14 protein-coding genes are annotated in these 16,574 nt (G+C 74.3%); 4 read left to right on the top strand and 10 right to left on the bottom strand.

Translation table 11 applies throughout. The features are described 5' to 3' along the window. Positions 1-17: 17 nt before the first annotated feature. Complete coding sequence (locus tag ACIBCA_RS24880; RefSeq protein WP_396285193.1) at positions 18-794, top strand: pirin family protein; 777 nt, start codon at positions 18-20, stop codon at positions 792-794. Here ACIBCA_RS24880 and ACIBCA_RS24875 read toward each other — a convergent pair. Continuing rightward, on the bottom strand, positions 791-1,624 hold the full coding sequence (locus ACIBCA_RS24875; RefSeq protein ID WP_396285192.1) for a serine hydrolase domain-containing protein: 834 nt from the start codon (positions 1,622-1,624) through the stop codon (positions 791-793). The two genes, ACIBCA_RS24880 and ACIBCA_RS24875, sit on opposite strands and share 4 nt — an antisense overlap. 132 nt (positions 1,625-1,756) lie before the next feature. Here ACIBCA_RS24875 and ACIBCA_RS24870 point away from each other — a divergent pair, with 132 nt between their 5' ends. Together ACIBCA_RS24870 and ACIBCA_RS24865 are read left to right on the top strand one after the other, a co-directional pair. Beyond that, positions 1,757-2,227: a MerR family transcriptional regulator gene (locus tag ACIBCA_RS24870; protein ID WP_396285191.1), complete on the top strand. Its 471-nt coding sequence runs from the start codon at positions 1,757-1,759 to the stop codon at positions 2,225-2,227. Positions 2,228-2,313: 86 nt separating this feature from the next. Next, on the top strand, positions 2,314-3,327 hold the full coding sequence (locus tag ACIBCA_RS24865; protein ID WP_396285190.1) for an aldo/keto reductase: 1,014 nt from the start codon (positions 2,314-2,316) through the stop codon (positions 3,325-3,327). Positions 3,328-3,376: 49 nt separating this feature from the next. Here ACIBCA_RS24865 and ACIBCA_RS24860 read toward each other — a convergent pair whose 3' ends face one another. Next, positions 3,377-3,955, bottom strand: a complete 579-nt coding sequence (locus ACIBCA_RS24860; protein WP_396285189.1) for a TIGR03086 family metal-binding protein — start codon at positions 3,953-3,955, stop codon at positions 3,377-3,379. 102 nt (positions 3,956-4,057) lie between these two features. On the opposite strand from ACIBCA_RS24860, the gene ACIBCA_RS24855 reads away from it, so the two are divergent. Beyond that, on the top strand, positions 4,058-5,038 hold the full coding sequence (locus tag ACIBCA_RS24855) for a helix-turn-helix transcriptional regulator (RefSeq protein WP_396285188.1): 981 nt from the start codon (positions 4,058-4,060) through the stop codon (positions 5,036-5,038). Between the two features lie 21 nt (positions 5,039-5,059). On the opposite strand, the gene ACIBCA_RS24850 is transcribed toward ACIBCA_RS24855, so the two are convergent. The 8 genes from ACIBCA_RS24850 to ACIBCA_RS24815 form a co-directional block, all read right to left on the bottom strand. Beyond that, positions 5,060-6,271, bottom strand: a complete 1,212-nt coding sequence (locus tag ACIBCA_RS24850; protein WP_396285187.1) for an alpha/beta hydrolase — start codon at positions 6,269-6,271, stop codon at positions 5,060-5,062. Between the two features lie 340 nt (positions 6,272-6,611). Further along, complete coding sequence (locus ACIBCA_RS24845; protein WP_396285186.1) at positions 6,612-8,996, bottom strand: Dyp-type peroxidase; 2,385 nt, start codon at positions 8,994-8,996, stop codon at positions 6,612-6,614. Positions 8,997-9,019: 23 nt separating this feature from the next. After that, complete coding sequence (locus tag ACIBCA_RS24840; protein ID WP_396285185.1) at positions 9,020-10,930, bottom strand: galactose oxidase-like domain-containing protein; 1,911 nt, start codon at positions 10,928-10,930, stop codon at positions 9,020-9,022. A gap of 241 nt (positions 10,931-11,171) precedes the next feature. After that, positions 11,172-12,425 (bottom strand): acyltransferase, encoded by a 1,254-nt coding sequence (locus tag ACIBCA_RS24835; RefSeq protein ID WP_396285184.1) that lies wholly within the window; start codon positions 12,423-12,425, stop codon positions 11,172-11,174. 27 nt (positions 12,426-12,452) lie between these two features. Continuing rightward, positions 12,453-13,598, bottom strand: coding sequence for an alpha/beta hydrolase (locus ACIBCA_RS24830; protein WP_396285183.1), 1,146 nt, complete (start codon positions 13,596-13,598; stop codon positions 12,453-12,455). A gap of 142 nt (positions 13,599-13,740) precedes the next feature. Continuing rightward, the gene (locus ACIBCA_RS24825) at positions 13,741-14,415 is read right to left on the bottom strand and encodes a response regulator (RefSeq protein ID WP_396285182.1); all 675 of its coding nucleotides are present in this window, start codon (positions 14,413-14,415) and stop codon (positions 13,741-13,743) included. After that, positions 14,412-15,716 carry a sensor histidine kinase gene (locus ACIBCA_RS24820; protein WP_396285181.1) on the bottom strand — a complete coding sequence of 435 codons (1,305 nt, stop codon included), beginning with the start codon at positions 15,714-15,716 and terminating at the stop codon, positions 14,412-14,414. The genes ACIBCA_RS24825 and ACIBCA_RS24820 overlap by 4 nt, the downstream gene beginning before the upstream one ends. 92 nt (positions 15,717-15,808) lie before the next feature. Beyond that, entirely contained in the window at positions 15,809-16,468 is a 660-nt protein-coding gene (locus ACIBCA_RS24815) for a TetR/AcrR family transcriptional regulator (protein ID WP_396285180.1), read from the bottom strand. Between the last annotated feature and the right edge of the window lie 106 nt (positions 16,469-16,574).

The raw sequence follows: 16,574 nt of genomic DNA, 5'->3' as shown, positions 1-16,574 counted from the left end.
CACTACGGTTGGGGAGCGTGACCGACGCCGCAGAACGCCCCCGAGCCGACCTCCGCCGCACCGCCGAGCGCTACCGCTCCACCCCGGCCGAGGGCGTCGAGACCCGCCACGCCTTCTCCTTCTCCGGGCACTACGACCCGAAGAACACCCACTTCGGCGCGCTGCTGGCCTGCAACGAGGAACTCCTCGCCCCCGGCGCCGGGTTCGAGGAGCACCGGCACCGGGACACCGAGATCCTCACCTGGGTGCTGGAGGGCGCGCTCGCCCACCGCGACTCCCACGGGCACGACGGGGTCGTGCGCCCCGGGATGGTCCAGCACCTCAGCGCCGGCTCCGGCGTCACCCACACCGAGCGCAACGTCGGTGGCGCCGAGGGCCCGGTGCGCTTCGTCCAGATGTGGCTGCAGCCGGACGAGTTCGACGCGGCCCCGGCGTACGGGCTGCGCAGGGTGGAACCGGCCGACGGCGGGTTGACGCTGCTCGCCTCCGGGCTGGAGCGCGACGCCGGCACCGACGCCCTGCGGCTGCGACGCGGCGACGCCGCGCTCTGGCTGGTCACCGCCGGGCCGTGGCAGCCGCTGACCGGTCTGCCCGAGGCACCCTGGCGCTACGCGCACCTGACGGCGGGCTCGCTGGGCTACCGGACCGTCCCCGGGCCCAAGGGCGGCGGGCGCTCGATGGCGCCCGGGGACAGCGTGCGGATCACCGGCGACGCCTTCGCCGATCCGTCGGCGGGGGAGGACGGCGCGCAGCTCCTGCTCTGGGAGATGCACTCGCCGGTCTCGTACGGCTAGTTCGCCAGTTCTGTCAGGACGGCGTCGGACAGGGGCGGCCAGGCTTCGGCGGCCCAGGGGCCGAAGTCCCGGTCGGCGAGGGCGATGCAGGCCGCGCCGGCCTCGGGGTCGACCCACAGGAAGGTGCCGGACTGGCCGAAGTGGCCGAAGGTGGCGGGGGAGTTGGCGGTGCCCGTCCAGTGCGGGGACTTGCCGTCGCGGATCTCGAAGCCCAGGCCCCAGTCGTTGGGGCGGCGGTGGCCGTAGCCGGGCAGCACGCCGCTGGTGCCGGGGAAGGCGACCTCGCGGGTGGCCTGCCGCACGGTGGAGGGGTCCAGCAGCTTGGGCGACTGGAGCTCGGCGGCGAACAGGGCCAGGTCGGCGACGGTGGACAGGCCCCCGGCCCCGGCGGGGGACTTGTGGGCGGTGTTGATCAGGGTGTCCGCCATGCCCAGCGGCTCGAACACCGCCTCGGCGGCGTAGCGGTGGAACGCGATCCCGGCGGCCTCGGCGAGCGCCGCGGCCAGGGTGTCGAAGCCCGCGTTGGAGTAGAGCCGGCGGTTGCCGGGTTCGGCGAAGATCCGGTCCTCGTCGAAGCCCAGCCCGGAGGTGTGGGCCAGCAGGTGGCGGACGGTCGATCCGGGCGGGCCGGCCGGGTCGTCCAGCTCGAAGACGCCCTCCTCGACGGCGACCAGCGCCGCGTACGAGGTGAGCAGCTTGGTCACCGACGCCAGCGGGAACAGGTGCCGCTGCGGCCCGTGCGCGCCCAGCACCGCGCCGTCCGAACCCCGCACCACGGCCGCCGCCGCGTGGGGCACCGGCCAGTTCTCGATCATCCGCAAGCTCTCCATGGATCCGACTCTAGGGCTTGACCGGCCGGGCGCTTCCGCGGCCCCTCTGGGACGCTTGCTTGGAGTGCACTCCAACTCGGTAGCGTCGTCATCGCCGCACCACACAGGTGGCGCGGCACACGGGGAGAGATCATGGCCACACCGTCGTCCGTACGGACCGAACAGCGCAGTTGCGCCGAGGTGTTCGAGCACCCGACCGGGGAGCCCGACCGGACGCCCCGGCACACCATCAGCGAGGTCTCCGCCGCCAGCGGACTGACCGCCCACACCCTGCGGTGGTACGAGCGGATCGGGCTGCTGGACCGCGTCGACCGCGCGGCCGGCGGGCAGCGCCGCTACTGCGACGCCGACCTGCACCGGCTCGCCTTCCTGTCGCGGCTGCGGCTGACCGGCATGCCGATCGCGGACATGCTCCGGTACGTGGAGATGGCCCGCCTGGGCGAGCACACCTACGAGGAACGGCGGCAGCTCCTGGTCGACCAGCGCGAGGAGGTCCGGCGGCGGATCGTCGATCTGCAGGCCACCCTCGCCGTCCTCGACTACAAGATCGACATCTATTCGGGGCAGCTCGACGACGCCGGCGCCTGCCGGCCGCCCCGGTGAGCACCCCCCGTCTGCGTACAGCGACGAGCACCACGACGAGCACCACGACGAGCACGACAACGAGCAGCAGAGGAAGTACACGGCACATGAACGACATCACCCTGCCCACCGTCCGGCTCGGCACCGACGGCCCCCTCGTGGGCGCCCAGGGCCTCGGCTGCATGGGCATGAGCGAGTTCTACGGCCCGACCGACACCGACGAGGCGCTCGCCACCCTGGGCGCCGCGCTGGAGGCGGGGGTCACCCTGTTCGACACCGCCGACATGTACGGCTACGGCCGCAACGAGGAGTTCATCGGCCCGTTCGTGCGGGCCCACCGCGACCAGGTGGTCCTGGCCACCAAGTTCGCCATCGAGCGCCGCGAGGACGACCCGACCTTCCGGTCCGTGCGCAACGACGCGGCCTACGTCCGCTCCGCCGTCGACGCCTCGCTGCGCCGGCTCGGCGTGGACCACATCGACCTCTACTACATGCACCGCCGCAACCCGGACGTGCCGCTGGCCGAGTCCATCGGCGCCATGGCCGAGCTGGTCGAGGCCGGCAAGGTGCGCCACCTGGGGCTCTCCGAGGTGAGCGCCGGGGAGCTGCGCGAGGCGCACGCGATCCACCCGATCGCCGCGGTGCAGACCGAGTGGTCGGTGTTCTCCCGGGACGCGGAGGCCAAGGTCGTGCCCGCCGCCGCGGAGCTGGGCGTCGCCTTCGTGCCGTACTCCCCGCTGGGGCGCGGCTTCCTGACCGGCTCCTTCCAGGCCGCCGAGCAGCTCGGCGCGGACGACTTCCGGCGCAGCCAGCCGCGCTTCACCGGGGACAGCGCGGCCGTCAACGGCGAGCTGCTCGCCCCGCTGCGCGAGGTCGCCGAGGCGCGGGGCGCCACGCTGGCGCAGGTCGCGCTGGCCTGGGTGCAGCAGCGGGCCGAGGTGCACGGGCTGACCGTGGTGCCGATCCCGGGCACCCGCAAGCGCAGCCGGCTCCTGGAGAACGCCGGGGCCGTCGCGCTGGGGCTGACCGCCGAGGAGCTGGCGCTGCTGGAGCCGGTCGCCGGCAAGGTGGACGGCGACCGGTACTCCGACATGCAGTTCACCCACGTCGGCCGGGAGTAGGCCGGGGACGCGCGGGCGTACGGGCGCGCTGCCCGTACGCCCGCGGCGCTCACGCCTTGCGGCCCAGGAAGGCGGCGAGGCGGGTGTGCACGTCGGCGCCATCGGCGACGGGCTGCACCTCGCCGAAGGGGACCTGCCCGGCGCGGTTCTCGGAGGGCAGCACGAACTCCGCGATGCCCAGGGCCGCGCCCGACAGGCCCTCGTCCAGTTCGAAGCCCTTGTCGAGGCTCGTGGCGATGTCCCAGGAGTGGGTGACCGTCTCCATCACGTAGCCGCCGAGCACCGCCCCGCCGGGCACCTCGCCCCAGGGGGCGGAGGTCGGGCGGCCGAGCTTGCCGTCCTCGGCCCAGGCGGCGGTCACCCGGGTGCGGGCGCGGCCCAGCGCGGCGGCCCAGGCGTCGTCCGCCGGGTCCTCGATGGCCGGGACGTGGTCGGCGGCGTGGCCGCCCTCGCCCATGTAGGCGAGGCGGTGGGTGGCGCCGACCAGGTGGTTCAGGAGCTGCCGCAGGTTGTAGTCCTCGCAGGGGGTGGGCCGGTCGAGGTCGGCCGGGGTGACGGTGGCGACCAGGGCCTCCAGCTGGTCGAGGGCGGCCTGGTACTGCGGGCGGGGATCCTGGGTGGAGGTCATGTTCAGTCAGCTCCGCGCTGTCGAGAGGAAGTTCGGCTTGCGCGAGGCAATCTCCCAGTAAAACCTGACAGGTGCCGTCAGGCTTTCTGGGAGTCTTCCGCCATGAAGGCCGACCGCCTGCTCTCGATCCTCCTGCTGCTCCAGACCCGGGGCAGGGTGCCCGCCACCGAACTGGCCGAACGGCTGGAGGTGTCGGTGCGCACCATCTACCGGGACGTGGACTCGCTCTCCGCGGCCGGGGTCCCCGTGTTCAGCGAACGCGGCCGCCACGGCGGCATCCGGCTGCTGCCCGGCTACCGTACGGACGTCACCGGCATGACCGCCGACGAGGCCCGCGCGCTGTTCGTCCTGTCCGCCCAGAGCGCGCACAGCGACCTCGGGCTCGACCGGGCGCTCGGCTCGGCGCTGCGCAAGGTGATGGCGGCGCTGCCCGCCCCGCACCGTACGGACGCCGAGCGGATCAGCGAGCGCATCCTGGTCGACCCGGCCCGGTGGATGCGCACCGCGCCCGCCGGGGACCACCCGGGCCCGGACCTGGGCGAGCTGCAGTACGCGGTGTTCGCCGACCGGCGGCTGTTCCTGCGCTACCGGCACAGCGGCACCCCGGAGCCCGTCGAGTACACCGTCGACCCGTACGGGCTGGTGAGCAAGGCGACGGTCTGGTACCTGGTGGCCGACCTGCACGGCGAGCCCCGGCTGTTCCGCACCGACCGGATGCTGGCCGCCGAGCCCACCGACGAGGTGGTGCGCCGCCGCCCCGGGGTCGGGCTGGGCGAGGTGTGGGGGGCGCTGCGCGAGCAGGTGGAGCGGGTGCCCAAGGAGGTGCCGGTGCGGGTGCGGGTGCGCCGTGCGCGGCTGGACATGTTCCTGCGCATCCACGGCGGCCGGCTCACCTCGCCGCCGCCCGCCCCCAGGTGCGGGCCGGCCGAGGACTGGGTGGAGCTGGCGCCGGCCTTCCCGGCGCTGGCGGCCGTACGGATGCTGCTGGCCTTCGGCGCGGACCTCGAGGTGCTGGGTCCGGCGGCCGCCCGGCGCGAGATGGCGCGGGCGGCGGCCGAGGCGCTCAGCCTCTACCGGGACTAGCTGTACTCGGACTGGCCGGGATCAGTTGGTGGTGGGGCGGACGACGTCGGTGTAGTCGCCGAGGGCGATGGACGCGAAGTTGTGCAGGCTCTCGGTGCCCTCGGCGAAGTAGCCGTTGTGGCCGACCGCGTGGGCGGAGGAGACCTGCTCGGCGCCGAAGCCCGCGGAGGTCGGGTCGGCGCCGTGGCCGAGCCCGCCGACCTCCAGGAACGGGACGTTGCCGATCCAGTCGCTGGGGTTGCGGGTGGCCCAGACGTGCACGCCGGCGCCGAGGTCGGCGGTGCTCTGCACGCCCATGCCGGGGCTGCCGAAGACCATCAGGTCGGTGATGCCGGAGGTGTCGGACGGCGAGGCGGCGGCGCGGGGGATCCTGGGGGCGGTGTTGCCGCAGACCACCGAGCCGTACGAGTGGCACAGCAGTGCCGGGGGCGCGTCCGGGCGGGTGGTCACCTTCAGGCCCGCTAGCAGGCGCTGGAGCCGGGGCGCGGCGACGTCGGCCAGGCGGGAGGTGGCGGCGTCGGGGCCCAGGCCCGAGGGGGTGACGTAGCCGGTCCAGGCGATCACGGCGGTCCGGGTGCCGGGGGCCTGGCGGCGCTCCTCGGCGTACAGGGCGCGGGCCATGCCGGCGGGGGAGCGCAGCGGGTCGGCGGCCTGGTCGAAGTGGCCGAGGTCGGCGTCGGAGCCGGGGACGAGTACGGAGATCCGCTCGGCGTCGGAGAGGTCGCCCCACACCTCGGTGACCAGGCCGCGGCCGCGTGGGTCGAAGGCGAGGACCTGGCGGTCGGGGGCGAGCAGGTGCTCGACGTCGTTGGCGCGGGAGACGAGCAGGGCGCGGGTGTCGGCGTCCAGCTTCGGGTCGTTTGCGCGGGCGCGGGCGTGGTCGCGTTCGGCGGCCAGGGCGATCCGGTTGGCCTGGTAGCGCAGGCCCAGCGGGGCGCCGTCGAAGTTGCCGACGACCAGCGGGTAGTCCTTGACCAGGCGGTCGAGCTCGGTGGGCGCGAGGGAGGCGAAGAACGCGGCGGCGGCGGCCGGGGTGGTGGTGGCGGGGTCGGGCAGGTCGCGGCCGAAGCTGTGGTCCTCGACCCAGGCGGCGCTGCCGGCCGGAGGGGTGCTGATCGCCAGCTGCTCGGTGGAGGCCGCGGCCTGGGCGGCGGCGGCGCCGGCGTCGGCGAGGACGGCGGCCCCGGCGAAGGCTCCGACCAGTACCCGCTTCCAGCGTCGACGGTTGCGCACCGCACCAACTCCCTTGGGCCCGTCACCGTTTCGCGGGCGTGCCCGGAGGGTGCGTGTTTCCGACTCGCCGGCTGCCTCGCCGGCTGCCGCGCAGAGTGCCGTGCAGAGTGTCTGCAGGCTTCCTGGGCAAGCGTAGAGGTCACGAGAGGGTGACGGACAGGCTCAAACTGTGGGAAGGCTCACATGAACCGGGGGTGTCCTGCCGGCGTCCGCGTGCGTCTGCCGAGGTGACCGGCGCGAACGTGGAGACCGGTGCTCCGGCTGCGGGCCGTCCGTTGCGCGACGGTCCGGTGCGCGCCCCCGGCGCGTCGCGCGCACCGGGGGCCACGAACGGACCGGTTCAGCCGAGGGAGGACCAGTTGTCGCAGGTGCGGTCCCCGTCGACCAGCCGGTCGGGGTGGCCGCTGCCGGCGGCGATCGAGATCCGGCGGTAGCTCTGGCCGCAGAACACCCAGTACTCGCAGGTCCCGCCGGGCGGCTGGCGGTCCGGGACGGGCAGGAAGCAGTCCACCCGGCTGAGGCCGCTCAGCGAGCTCCACTGGGAGAGCTCACGGTCGGTGCGCTCGCGCACGTCGGTGTGCCCGGGGCCGCCGGCGATCGAGACCAGCCGGTACTGCTGCCGGCCGCCGGTGGTGTGGAACACCCAGTACCAGCTCTTGTTCCGGCCGGTCGGGTCCTGCTGGTCCGCCACCGGCAGCCAGCAGTCGACCTGGGCGACGCCGCTGAGCGAGCCCCAGTAGGTGAGGTCGCGGTCGGAGCGCTCCAGGGCGGTGGTGTAGCGGCCGCCGGCGCAGGTGATCGAGACCAGCCGGTACTGCTGGCGGCCGACGGTGCTGTGGAACACCCAGTACCAGCTCTTGCCCGACGGATCCTGCTGGTCGGGCACGGGCAGGACGCAGTCCACCCGGCCGACGCCCTGGAGGCAGGTCCAGGCGGTGAGCCAGGTGTCGTCCTCCACCTTGCGGTCGGTGTGGGCGTTTCCGTCCGCGACGGAGATCGTCCGGCAGAGGTCGCCGTGGAAGGCCCAGTACCGGGACTGGCCGCCCTTGCGGTACTGGTCGGGGACGGCGACGAACTCGTCGCAGGGGTACGCCTTGACGGGCTGCGGCCTGGGCGGGGTGGTGGTGCCGCCGCCGGTCTGGCCGCCGGTCTGTCCGCCCGCCTGGCCGCCGTTCTGCCCGGCGACCGGGGTGAGCCGGCCCTCGCAGAGCCCGCGCAGGATGCTCAGGGACGGCATGAAGGCGTACACCGAGCCGGTGGTCTGCACGAACTGCTGGAAGCTCAGCGGGGTGTGGTCGATCAGCCCGTCCGGCCCGAGGTGCTCGAAGTCGACGTCCGGCGCCTCCTGGGTGACCGGGTCCTTCCCGGGCAGGGGCCTCGGGCTCGCGTGCCCGGCGGGGGTGTCGGCGCCGCTGTCGCGGTTCGGCGGGAAGTTCGGCTGGTCCATCCAGTCGGCCTGGATGAACTCGAACTGCCGCTGGAGGTCGGCCTGGTAGCAGATGAACAGCAGGCCGCGCGGGTCGTCCGGCCCGCCGGGGCCCTCGGAGGCCGGGTCGAACGGGGCGCCGTACGGGGTGCCCCGGCGCATGATCCGGCGGCCGTCGAGGGTCTTGGCGGGGATCGGGGGCTTGTCCGGGGTCTCCTGGAGCCCGTCCCGGGGGCTGGTCTTGCGCAGGTGCGACCAGAGCGGGGTGACCAGGCCCTCCAGGTCGTCGCGGAAGTCGAAGTCGTTGTCCTTGGCGGCGTCCGGGCTGTTGGGGACGTCTCGGTCCCGGTGCTTGCAGACGGGGGCGCCGGAGCGCCAGCGGCCGACCATCCGGGCGGCCAGCCACTCGGTGGTGGCGGTGTCCGGGACGGCCTTGGCGAGCTTCAGCTCCCTGAGCTTGACGGCGACCTGCGACCACCAGCCGGGTACGTCCTGGGCCAGGCGGCGGACCACCTGGAAGGAGCCGTTGCGCGCCCACTCCGGGTACTGGGACGGCGGCCCGCTGAACTCGTCGTTCTCCAGGCCGCAGACGAACTCCCCGGCCGGGATCAGCCGGGTGCCCGGGTGGCCGTCCTGCTCCTCGGGATTGCCCGGGTTCGGCCGGTCGAAGCCCCGGATGCCGGGCTCGCTGATGCCGTCCTTGAAGCCGAAGTGCTCCTTGCCGCGCCGACTGCCCAGCAGTGTCCGGGCGTTCTGCTGGTAGACGATCAGGACGCGGCACTCGGCGGCGGCGATGCGCTGCGCCTCCACGGCCGAGGAGAGGTCGCGCTCGGTGTCCGCCGAGATCTTCAGCACGGCGTGCACCGGCTGGTTCCTCCCGTTGCCGAACAGCCAGTTCTCCGGCGAGTTGTCGCCGGTGTCGCCGAGGGCGCCGGCCCGCTGGGCGGAGCCCTCCTTGAACGCCTCCAGGCCGCCGCCGACCGGCGGGGGCGTGGGGAACGGGTCGCTGCCGGCGAGCATGCGCAGGCCCTCGTAGGTGAAGCTGACGCCCAGCCAGGTGGCCGTCAGCGACTTGGGGTCGTCCCCGCCCGCCGCGTGCTTGGCCTCGCTGAACGCCTCGTTGAACTCGGCGACCTGCCGGGTGGTGGAGATCTGCGGGGTGATCCGGCGCAGCCAGTCGCGGGCGCGGACGGCGTCCTCGAACTTGAGGAACAGGACGCTGACGTTGTCCTTCTTGAAGCCGGCCAGGACGTCGCCCTGGATCTCCTCGCTCTCGCGAAGGCTCAACTCCGTGGTCATGGTGCTTCCTTTCGTACGGGGGGTCAGGCCGTGGGGCTGAGCTGGATCCACTGGGCGACGCTGGGCACGCCGTCGCCGCTGAGGAGGAAGAGCATGTACCAGCCGGGAGGGGCGGCCTTGGCGTCCGGCGGGGCCTGGAACTCCAGCCGGTTGCCGGCCCGGCCGGTCAGCCGCAGCTCCAGGTGGCGCTGGCTGGTGTTGACCGAGTGGGTGGAGGTGGTCGGGGCCAGCAGGACGGCCCGGGCGGCGAGGCCGGGGGTGGTGCTGGTGACGGTGAACCTCTTGTCGTAACCGACCGGCGTGGTGGGGGCGTTGGCGAGCGCGGGCCGGTCGCCCTGGTGCAGGTAGGGCGGCTCGTAGATCTCGATGGTGCCGTTCATGGTGGTCGGGCCCGTGGTGCCGGGGATGCCGGAGACCGTGCCGTTGACGTCCGGGTTGTTGGCGAGCTGCTGGAGCTCGTCGCCGGTGACCATGATCCGGCCGTCCGGCAGCACCACGGCGTTGGAGTGGTAGCCGCGCGGCAGCCGCTGGACGGGGCCGAGCTGCCAGTCGCCCCGGTCGTCGCGCAGTTCGATCTGCCGGTACTTGAGGTCGGCGTTGGGGTTGTACGGGCCGTTGCCGTAGTCGCGGATGTCGTAGGCGCCGTTGACGGTCATCAGCCGGCCGTTGGGCAGCAGCAGGGTGTCGTCCTGGGTGCGGCCGAAGGCGCGGGACTTCTCGGCCGTCCAGCTGCCGTTGGAGAAGCGCAGGGTGCTCGGGTTGTCGCGGTCGCCGCCGAGGATCAGGGCGGAGTCCGGGCCGTTGGCACCGCCGGGCAGCATCACGGCGGAGCCGTAGTTGCGCTTGCGGCCGTCCGGGCGGGCGGTGAGGTCGGTGCGGGTCTCGGCGGACGGGTCGAATTTCCACTGCTCGCCCGCGGCGCGGCCGAAGCCGTAGACGTCGCCGTCGTTGAGCGAGAACAGGTGCGGGTAGTCGAAGGAGAACGGGGCGTCCACCTTGAAGCGGTCCACCGGGGTGTTCCTCGGGACGTCCTTCTTGGCCAGCGGGACGGGGAAGGACTTGGCGGGGAAGCGCTCGACCACCGGGGTCGGGGTGCCGTAGCCCAGCTCGGACTGGCCGGACATGATCAGCTGCCGCCCGTCCGCGCCCGTCACCACCGAGGGGTACCAGCGGCCGACGGCCATGTCCGGGTTGCGGGTCCACGTCTCCGTCCAGGGGTCGAAGACCAGCGAGAGCTTCGCGCCGGTGCCGCCGTTGCCGCCCAGGTTGCCGCCGAAGACGCCGAGCATGCCGTTGGGCAGGAAGGAGTGGCCCGAGCAGAAGAACGGCACCGGGCGCTGTTCGCCCAGGCCGTCCGGCATGTCCGAGACCGGCGGGGTGACCTGCTTGAAGGCGTCCGGGCCGTTGCCCTTGGACGGGTCCCAGAGGAAGGCCCGGCCGGCGTTCTCCTTGCCGATGGTCTGGGTGGGGGCGGGCTCCTTCTCCGGGTTGGTCTCGATCCGTTCGAAGGAGAACAGCAGCACCTTGCCGGTGGGCAGCAGGGCGACGTGGTCGCCGAAGTCCGGGGAGGGGAAGTAGTCCTTGAACGCCCCGAACGTCCCCGGTGCGAAGCCCTTGTTGAGGCTCGCCTGGGAGTCGGTGAGCGCCTTGAGCCGGTTGGTGCGGGTGGTCTGCGGGTAGTCGCCGATGCCGCGGACGGCCGCGCGCATCCGGGCGTGCTCCTCCGCGTGCTCCTGGCCGAGGGCGGCCACCTCGTCCTGGCGCATCTCGGCCGCGACCCGCCGGGAGTCGACGTGCGGGGTGAGGCCGCCCTGGGCGGGGTCGGCGGGCCCCTCGTGGGCGGCGGCCGGGGTGACGGCGGCGAGCAGGGCGCCGGTGGTGACGGCGCAGACCACGACGGTGGCGGGCCACCGGCGGGGTGGGGACGGGGACATGGGTCTCCTCGGAGGAGGGATGGGTTCGGGGCGGTTCAGGGCGGCGAATGCGGGGCGGACGGGCCGTGGGCGGGCGCGGTCCAGCGAGGGTCGCCGACCGTCACAGGCCATCACGCCCCGTGGTGGTTCGCATGCGGGCCGACTCCATCGGCGTGGGCCGCGTCATTCGGGCGCCCCAATACGTCGAGGGGGCGCGGCCTGCGCAGGCCGCGCCCCCGGGTGCTTCGAGATCCGGTGCCGGTCACACCACCCCGAGCGCGTACGCGGCGAACAGCGCCGCCGCCGTGCCGGCCAGGGCCTTTCCGCCCCGGGAGAAGGCCGTCCACGGGCCGTCGAAGCGCCGGGTGAACCAGCCGATCGCCACCAGCGCGGCCGCGAGCAGCGGCAGCAGCGCCAGCCGTCCGGCCACCCAGCCCAGCGAGTCCGGGGCGGTGGTCAGCCCCGGGACGGCGCCCAGGCCCGCGGCCCCGGGCACCGCCACGGCGAGCATCGCGCTCTGGTGCCAGCAGAAGATCGTCATCGCCGACAGGTTGACCGCCACCACCGGCAGCCACAGCAGCGGACGGGCCGCCAGCAGCCGGCCCAGCCGCTCGCGCAGCAGCACCGCCGCGCCGCACTGCACCGAGGCCAGGGCCAGCACCAGCAGGGACGGCGGGTGCGAGTTGGTCCGCTCCGCCCCGGGCACGCCCACCATGCTCGCCGGGTAGTGGAACACCGTCAGCAGCACCGCGAACAGCAGGCCGCCGCCGAGCAGCAGCACCCGGGCACCCCGGCGGCCGAGTCGGCCCTGCGCCCAGAGCACGCCCAGCTGGTAGCCGAAGAGCCAGCCGGGCAGCAGGTTCAGCAGCCCCACCCAGGAGGGCATCGCCTCGGCCCACGGGCCGTACCGCAGCAGGTCGACGACGGCGACGACGGCCATCAGCAGGGCCGCCGACCAGCCGCCCAGGCGCCGGCCGAGGGCCGTGCAGAGCGGGGTGATCGCGGTCAGCGCCAGGTAGACGCCGATGTACCAGAGCGGCTGCACCACCAGCGTCGCCCCGGTGTGCACGGTGTCGCCCGGGACGCCGAGCGCGGGCAGCAGGGGGACCAGCACCGCCCACACGGCCGCCACCCCGAGCACCGGGCGCAGCAGCCGGACGGTGCGGGCGCGCAGCCAGCCGCCGTACGAGATCCCCTTCTCGTGGGCGCGCTCCAGGGAGCGGACGGAGGAGTGGCCGCCCACGAGGAAGAAGACGCCGAGGAGTTGGAGGCCCCAGCTGATCGGGGCGAAGAAGCCGAGGGAGGAGAGCGGGCTGGCGTTGTGCAGGGCGCCGTCGGGGGAGAGGGTCAGGCCGCCGAGCATCCAGTGGCCGATCGGGACGGCGAGCAGGGCGATCGCGCGCAGCCCGTCGAGGGCGCGGTCGCGGGTGGCGGGGGTGCGGGCGTCGACCTTGAGGGCGGCGCGGCGCAGGGTGGTGAGGCGCAGGGTGGCGAGGCGCAAGGTGGCGAGGCTCATGGCGGGTGCTCCTGTCCGAACGAGGATTCAGCGGCCGAGCGCGAGGGCGGCGTAGGCGGCGAGGGAGGCGGTGCCGGGGGCGAAGTAGCCGGTGTGGCCGTGGGAGCCGGTGGCGGGCAGGGGGCGGGCGCCGAAGGCGGGGTCGGTGGGGTCGGCGCCGTGGCCGAGGCCGAGCAGCCGGACGTGCGGGACGTCGCCGATCCAGTCGGAGTCGTTGCGGGCGGTGGCGAACACCGGGACGCGCGGGTCGAGTTCGTCCGCGGAGTCGACGCCCATGCCGGGGGAGCCGAGCACCACCAGCCGGGAGGCTTCGGCCGGGCCCGGGCGGGAGAGGCCGCAGACCACCGAGCCGTAGCTGTGGCAGAAGAGGGCCGCCGGGGCCTGCGGGCGGGTGCTCGCGGCGAGGCCGTCGAGGAGGGCGGTCAGGCGGGCCGCGCCGGCTTCGGCGAGGCGCTCGGTGGCGGCGTCGGGGCCGAGGCCGACGGGGGTGGTGTAGCCGGCCCAGGCGATCACCGCGGTGCCGGTGCCGGTGCCGGTACCGGTCGCCGCGGTGGCCTCGTACAGGGCGCGGGCCATGCCCGCCGGGGTGCCGTACGGGTCGCTCGCGCGGTCGTAGGTGAGCAGGTCGATGTCCGAGCCGGGGACGATCACGGCGGTGTGCGCGGCGTGGGCGAGGTCGCCGTACACCTCGGCGATCTGGCCCCGGCCGCGCGGGTCGAAGGCGAGGATCCGGCGGTGCCCGTCCAGCAGGGTGCCGTAGCGCTCGGCGCGGGTGCGGGCCGCCCGGTGGTCCTCCGGGGTGAGGGCCGGGTCGGCGGCGCGGGAGAGTTCCTCGGTGCGGGCGGCGGCGAGGGCCAGGGCGTTGGCCCGGTACCGGAGTTCGACCGGGGCGCCGTCCAGGTTGCCGGCCACCAGCGGGTGGCGGGCGATCAGCTCGTCCTGCTGCGCCGGGCTCAGCCCGGCGAAGAACGCGGCGACCTCGGCCGCGGAGGCGGTGGCGGGGTCGGGCAGGCGCAGGCCCAGCGAGGTGTCGGCCGTCCAGGCGGCGCTGCCCGGGGGCGGGCCGGTGACGGCGGTCTGGGCGTCGGCCGCGGCCCACCCGCCCGCGCCGAGCATCACGGCCACCGCCAGCGCTGCGGCGGCCACGGCCCGTCGGACCCGATGCGTTCCCATGTCCCTGTTCCCCTCGTCGATTCGGTCGGCGACGAGGAGGACGGTAGGAACGCGACGGCCCCGCGGACGTCAGACCGCGGGGCCAACTCCGGGGTGATACCCGGGGGCTAAGGGAGTCAGGGGCTGGACCCTGAGGGCCGGTCTACTGGCCGGGCGTCACGAGGCCCGACTCGTAGGCCAGGACGACGGCCTGGGCCCGGTCGCGCAGGTCGAGCTTGGCGAGGATGCGCCCGATGTGGGTCTTGACGGTCTGTTCGGCGACCACCAGCTGCGCCGCTATCTCCTGGTTGGACAGGCCCCCGGCGATCAGCGCCAGCACCTCGGTCTCGCGCGGGGTCAGGCCGTTGAGCCGCAGCTTGGGGTCGCGGCGCCTGGTGGGCCGGGTACGGGCGAAGTCCTCGATGAGGCGGCGGGTGACGCTGGGCGCGAGCAGCGCCTCGCCGGCCGCGACGATGCGGACGGCGGCGATCAGGTCGGCGGGCGGGGCGTCCTTGAGGAGGAAGCCGCTGGCCCCGGCGCGCAGCGCCTCGTACACGTAGTCGTCCACGTCGAAGGTGGTCAGCATCAGCACCTTGGGCCGGTGGGCTCCAGGGACAGCGGGGTCGAGCAGGCGCCGGGCGGCCTCCAGGCCGTCCATGACGGGCATGCGGACGTCCATCAGCACCACGTCCGGGTGGGTGCGGCCGGTGACCTCCAGGGCTTCGGCGCCGTCGGCCGCGTCCCCCACCACGTCGATGTCGCTCTGGGCGTTGAGCAAGGCGGCGAACCCGGCCCGCACCATGGCCTGGTCGTCGACGATGATCACGCGGATGGTCATGCGGGCGTCTCCTGGACTGGATCGATCGGCAGGACGGCGGCCACCTTGAAGCCGCCGTCCGGCAGCGGGCCGGTGTCCAGACTGCCACCCGCCAACCGTACGCGTTCACGCATTCCGACCAGCCCGTGCCCGGTGCCCTCGGCGGACGCCTCCAGGGACTCGGCGCGCTCCGGCGGGGGCGCGTTGACGACCGTCAGCCGCAGCTCGGGGCCGTCCGAGGTCAGGGACACCCAGGTGTGCGCCCCGGGCGCGTGGCGCACGACGTTGGCCAGCGCCTCCTGCACGATCCGGTACGCGGACAGGCCGAGGGCCTCCGGCACCAGCTCCTCCAGCTCCTCGTCGACGGCCATCTCGACGGGTACCCCGGCCCGGCCCACCGTCTCGACCAGCTGGCCGAGTTGGGGCAGGCCCGGCTGCGGGGTCCGGCCACCGGAGGACTCCTCGCTGCGCAGCACGCCGAGCAGCCGGCGCATCTCGGCCAGCGAGGCGCGGGCGCCGTCCGCGATGGCGGTGAACTCCTCGGCGGCGGCGGCCGGTACGCCCTCGATCCGGTACGGCGCGCTGGCGGCCTGCACGGCGATCACCGACATGTGGTGGGCGACGACGTCGTGCAACTCCCGGGCGATCCGGGTGCGTTCCTCCAGCAGGGTGCGGCGTTCGCGCTCGACCTCACTGATCTGCTCCTGCTCCCTGAGCAGCCGGCGGGCCTCGGCGCGGTCGCGCACGGCCCAGCCGAGCAGCAGGGCGGCGCCGCTGAGGGCGATCAGCAGCACGCTGGTGCCGTCCGCGAGGCGGGGCAGGCCGAGGACGGCGGTGAGGGCGGTGAGCAGCACGGTGGCGACCCAGACCGAGATCACGGTGGCCCGGCGCTCGCGCAGCCCGAGGGCGAGCAGCAGGACGACGTACGAGATGATCATCGGCGCCGTCCACGGCCAGCTGCCCATCAGCTGCGGGTGGCGGGCGGTGACGGCGGCGGTGGTGACCATGGCGGCCGCGCTGATCCACCAGGCGGCCAGCGGCCGGGTGATGGCGAGCAGCAGCGGGGTGGTCTGGGCGAGGGTCAGGGCGGCGCAGACGGGCATGGCCAGGCCGTAGAAGGCGTTCAGGAGCGCGATCCCGCTGGGGATCAGCGCGAACAGGAGGAGCAGCGCGAAGACGTACGGGAACAAGCGGATCCAGCGGCGGCGGGAGCTGCCGAGCAGCGGGGTGGGTTCGCCGTGCGGGCTGGTGAGGTGGTGGTGCAGGGCGCGCAGCTGCCGGGTGGCGAAGGCGCGGGTGTCGGGGGCGGTGGGTGTCTTCATCGCCGGCCAGCCTAGGAGGGCGGCTCGCGCGGGGCGTCGGACCGGAGCGCGAACTTTCGGGGGCTACCCGGGTACGGGGTGATACCTGAGTGCTACCCGCGCCAGTGGCCGGCCAGCGCCGGGCCGAGCTGGTCGAGGTGGCACTCGATCACCCGGACCATGCCCTCCGGGCCGGGCGGCTGCTGCTCGGCCGTCCAGGACAGGTGGGCGGCGCGCACCAGGCCCCCGAAGACGGCGGCCAGGACGACCGGGCGCAGGTCCCGGGCGGGGTCGACGCCCTCGCGCTCGGCGAGCACCCGGACGACCGTCCGCTCCTGCTCGGTGACCCGGCGCAGGTGGGCGGCGAGCAGGGCGGGGGTGTCCTCGATGATCCGCAGGAGCTCCAGGGCGCTGCCGATGGAGCCGGGGGTGGTGGGGTCGGCGGCGCCGAGGTCGCGCCAGGCCTGGACGATCGAGGCGCGCAGGGCCTCCAGGGGCGTCTCCTCGGCGGGGCGCCGGCGCAGGCACTCCATGAAGTAGTCCTCGGCGTCGGCCATGACGGCGAGCGCGACCTCGTCCTTGTTGGCGAAGTAGCGGAAGAAGGTGCGCTGGGAGACGTCGACGGCGGAGGCGATCTCGTCGACGGTCGTCCGGGCGAAGCCCTGGCTGAGGAAGAGCACGTGGGCGGCCTGGACGAGGGCGGCCCTGGTCTGCTGCTTCTTGCGTTCCCGCAGCCCGGTCGGCCGCGCGGGGGCGGTGGTGCGAGCGGCCATGGAGGCGCCTTCCGGGGCTGCGCTGGTGAGACGGGAGTCACAACCTTAGCGCCACGGCACGGAGGAGGGCCGGACCCCTGTACGGAGTCCGGCCCTCCTCGGACCT

The sequence above is a fragment of the Kitasatospora sp. NPDC051170 genome (assembly GCF_044455705.1).
Classification (GTDB): domain Bacteria; phylum Actinomycetota; class Actinomycetes; order Streptomycetales; family Streptomycetaceae; genus Kitasatospora.
Note: the sequence above shows the minus strand (reverse complement) of the source record. Positions and strands in the feature narration are given on the sequence as shown.